The organism is Brevundimonas sp. UBA5936 (genome assembly GCA_002430835.1).
Classification (GTDB): domain Bacteria; phylum Pseudomonadota; class Alphaproteobacteria; order Caulobacterales; family Caulobacteraceae; genus Brevundimonas.
This window is the reverse complement of the sequence record DJDA01000124.1, coordinates 247-3849: the sequence shown is the minus strand read 5'-3', so window position 1 is coordinate 3849 and position 3603 is coordinate 247. Positions and strand designations below refer to the sequence as shown.

Annotated in this window: 5 protein-coding genes; 2 read left to right on the top strand and 3 right to left on the bottom strand. The window is 70.0% G+C overall.

Going from position 1 to position 3603, the window contains the following annotated elements; all coding sequences use genetic code 11:
- Both B2Y21_RS12835 and B2Y21_RS12830 read left to right on the top strand, forming a co-directional pair.
- Positions 1 to 716, top strand: a 716-nt coding sequence (locus tag B2Y21_RS12835) for a divergent polysaccharide deacetylase family protein (protein ID WP_292060253.1), incomplete at its 5' end; no start/stop codon positions are given.
- Positions 717 to 750: 34 nt separating this feature from the next.
- Positions 751 to 948: a hypothetical protein gene (locus B2Y21_RS12830; RefSeq protein WP_292060252.1), complete on the top strand. Its 198-nt coding sequence runs from the start codon at positions 751 to 753 to the stop codon at positions 946 to 948.
- Between the two features lie 3 nt (positions 949 to 951).
- On the opposite strand, the gene B2Y21_RS12825 is transcribed toward B2Y21_RS12830, so the two are convergent.
- The 3 genes from B2Y21_RS12825 to B2Y21_RS12815 all read right to left on the bottom strand — a co-directional run.
- Positions 952 to 1461 carry a GNAT family N-acetyltransferase gene (locus B2Y21_RS12825; protein WP_292060251.1) on the bottom strand — a complete coding sequence of 170 codons (510 nt, stop codon included), beginning with the start codon at positions 1459 to 1461 and terminating at the stop codon, positions 952 to 954.
- A complete protein-coding gene (gene bioB / locus B2Y21_RS12820; RefSeq protein WP_292060250.1) occupies positions 1458 to 2474 on the bottom strand; it encodes a biotin synthase BioB in 1017 nt (338 codons plus the stop codon). The genes B2Y21_RS12825 and bioB overlap by 4 nt, the downstream gene beginning before the upstream one ends.
- 67 nt (positions 2475 to 2541) lie before the next feature.
- A partial coding sequence (locus tag B2Y21_RS12815; protein ID WP_292060249.1) for a metal-dependent hydrolase family protein occupies positions 2542 to 3603 on the bottom strand: 1062 nt, incomplete at its 5' end.

Genomic DNA, 3603 nt, shown 5'->3' with positions numbered 1-3603 from the left:
TCGCCGCCGACGGCCGCGTCCCGGCCCAGGCCTACGCCCGGCCCTTCCGCTCGAACGGCAAACCGATGGTGGCCCTGGTGGTCGGCGGGCTGGGCCTGAACAGCGCCCCGACCCGCGCGGCGATCGAGCGTCTGCCCGCCGAAGTGACCCTGTCCTTCGTGCCCTACGCCGAGGGGCTTCAGACCTGGATCGACCTGGCCCGCGCCCACGGCCATGAGGTGATGATCGAACTGCCGATGGAGCCGACCGGCTATCCCGACAACGACCCCGGCCCCTACACCCTGCTGTCGTCCGGCGGGGCCGACGACGTGGCGGTCAAGCTGGACTGGCTGCTGGCGCGCGCCACGGGCTATTTCGGCGTGACCAACTATCTGGGCGACCGGTTCGCGACCTCGGACGAAGGCGTGAGCGCCCTCATGACCAATCTGCGCCAGCGCGGCCTGGCCTTCCTCGACGACGGCTCCATGCGCCGCCGCCCCGGCGCCTTCGCCCGCGCCAGCGCCGACCGCGTCGTCGACGAGGAACAGACCCCCGCCGCCATCCTGCGCCAGTTCAATGCGCTGGAGGCCGCCGCCAAGGCCAACGGCGCGGCCCTGGGAACCGGCTTCTCCTACCCCGTCACCGTCGAGGCCGCCGCTCGCTGGACGGCGGGTCTGGAGGCGCGCGGCCTGCAACTGGCGCCCGCTTCTGCGATGACCCGGCGACCGGGGCGGTAAGACTTCATAGCGTCGGCGTGCTAGAAGCACCGGCATGAGCACCGACGACGATCACGCCCCCGCCGCCGAACCTGCGGACTCCCTTCCCGGCGAGACGCCCGTTCAGCGGGCGCTGCGGCTCAAGAAGGCGGCGATCGACGCTCGGCCCAAGCCGCCGCGCGGCGGGCGCTTCCAGCGTGAGCAGGCGGCCCGCATCAAGAGCGGGGCGTCGCGTCCCTGGATGAGCAAATAGGCGTCAGAGCTTGAGGCGCATGGCGACACGGTCGGTCAGGCCGTGTTCGGCTTGTGCGGCCAGTGCCTCGCGCAGATAGGCGGGCAGGGTTTCCGCAGTCAGCGCTGTATAGCCGAGGCGAGCATAGAAGGGCGCGTTCCACGGGACGTTCGCGAACGTCGTCAGGGTCAGGGCCGACATGGCGCGGGCCTCGGCCTCGCGTCGGGCCGTCTGCATCAGCGCCCGCCCGGCGCCGCGTCCCTGGTGGTCGGCGGCGACGGACAACTCAAGAACGTGCAGGTCCGCGCCATCCTCTACGGCGGCGATCAGGAAGCCGACCGGCTGGTCTTCTGCGTCGACGGCGACCCAGGACAGGCCTTGCGCTACGGCGCGCGCATGAGGCTCAGGTCCGGCGACATGGTCGTCGGCGATCCAGGCCAGATCGGGCAGGGTGCGAAACAGCGTCGCCGCCGACCGCTCCACCGCCTCCAGACGGTCGATGTCCGTTCCGCGCGTCGGGCGGACCCGGATCAATGGGCGTCGCAACCCTTGGCGGGCATGGGCTTGAGGTCCAGAAGGGCGAACAGCTTGGCGTCGTCGTCCTCTTCCGGGTTGGGCGTGGTCAAGAGCTTGCCGCCGACGAAGATGGAGTTGGCGCCGGCCAGGAAGCACAGGGCCTGCATTTCCGGCGTCATGCCTTCGCGACCGGCCGACAGGCGGACCATCGACTTGGGGCAGACCAGGCGGGCGACGGCGACGGTGCGGACGAACTCGATCGGGTCGATCTCGCCTTCCTTCAGCACCCGTTCGCCCAGCGGCGTTCCGCCGACGGGGACCAGGGCGTTGACCGGCAGGCTGTCGGGGTGGACGGGCAGGGTGGCCAGGGCGTGCAGCAGGCCCGCGCGGTCGCGGCGCTTCTCGCCCATGCCGACGATGCCGCCGCAACAGGTGTTCATGCCCGCGTCGCGGACATGCTGCAGCGTCTCCAGCCGGTCCTGATAGGAGCGGGTCGTCACCACCTCGGCGTAATAATCAGGCCCGGTGTCGAGGTTGTGATTGTAGTAGTCGAGGCCCGCGTCCTTCAGCTGTTTCGCCTGATCGGCGTTCAGCATGCCCAGGGTGGCGCATGTCTCCAGACCCAGCGCCTTCACGCCCGAGATCATGGCCGCCAGCTTGGGCGTGTCGCGGTCCTTCAGCTCGCGCCAGGCGGCGCCCATGCAGAAGCGGCTGGCTCCGCCCGCCTTGGCCGCCATGGCCTCGGCGATGACGGCGGTCGGCTCCATCAGCTTCTCGGCCTTGAGCCCGGTCTTGAAGCTGGCCGACTGCGAGCAGTAGCCGCAGTTCTCGGCGCAGCCGCCGGTCTTAATCGACAGCAGCTGCGACTTCTGCACCTCATTCGGGTCGAAGGTGCGCCGGTGCACCGTCGCCGCCTCGAACACCAGCTCCATGAAGGGGCGGGCGAACAGGGCCTCGACCTCCTCCAGCGTCCAGTCGTGACGGGGGATCGAGAAATCGCGGGCGGGTCGGATCGATGCGTCGTCAGCCATGGGACGACGGCTTAGCCGCGCGCGCGGGCGCGGCCAAGCCGGAAGTGATGCGTCGCCGTTATCTGGCTCAGCGTTCGTCCTTGTAGACGCGGCCGTCGCGCATGACGAAGGCGACGGACTTCAGCGTCGTCACATCGGTCAGCGGATCGCCCGCCACGGCGATGACGTCGGCGCGCTTGCCCGGCTCCAGCGTGCCGACCTCGGTCGAGACGCCCAGCAGATCGGCGGCGTTGACGGTGGCCGCCTCGATGGCGGTGGCCGGCGTCATGCCGTTTCTGACCATCAGCTCGAACTCATCGGCGTTGCGGCCGTGCTTGGACACGCCCGCGTCGGTGCCGAAGGCGATGCGGACGCCCGCCGGGACCGCGCGTTGCAGCGACTGGCCGGTGATCTCGATGCGCCAGCGGATCTTGGCCAGGACTTCCGGCGGATAGGCCTCGGGGTCGGCGGCCAGACGCTCGGTGTAGCCGTTCACGACCGACAGGGTCGGCACATAGTAGGCGCGGGTGCGGCGCAGCAGCTGCAGGGTCTCGTCGTCGAAGATGGTGCCGTGCTCGACCGAATCGACGCCCATCCGCAGGGCCAGGTTGATGCCGTCGGCGCCGTGGGCGTGGACGGCGACCTTCTTGCCGTAGAGGTGGGCCGTGTCGATCAGGGCCTTGGCCTCGTCGTCGAACATCTGGGCGCCCAGTCCGGCGCCGATGCGGCTGTTGACCCCGCCGGTGGTGGCGATCTTGATGACGTCGACGCCGCGTCCGACCTGAAGACGCACGGCCTCGCGGCAGCTTTCGGCGCCGTTGCAGACGTTGTCGTGGGCGATGTGTTCGCGGAAGTCGTCGTTGAAGCCCAGACGCCCGTCCATGTGGCCGGAGGTGGTCGAGATGCTGTTCCCGGCGTCGATGATGCGCGGTCCGGCCAGGCGGTGGGCCGCCGTCTCCTCACGCAGCGCCAGGGTGACGCCGCCGCTGTCGCCCAGGTTCCGCACGGTGGTGAAGCCGGCCATCAGCGTCTTGCGGGCGTTCATGGCGGCGCTGTAGGCGCGCGAAGGCAGGTTGTCGGTGATCTCGGCCAGGAAGCCCGCCTGGCCCGCCACGTCGGACACCAGGTGCACATGGCTGTCGATCAGGCC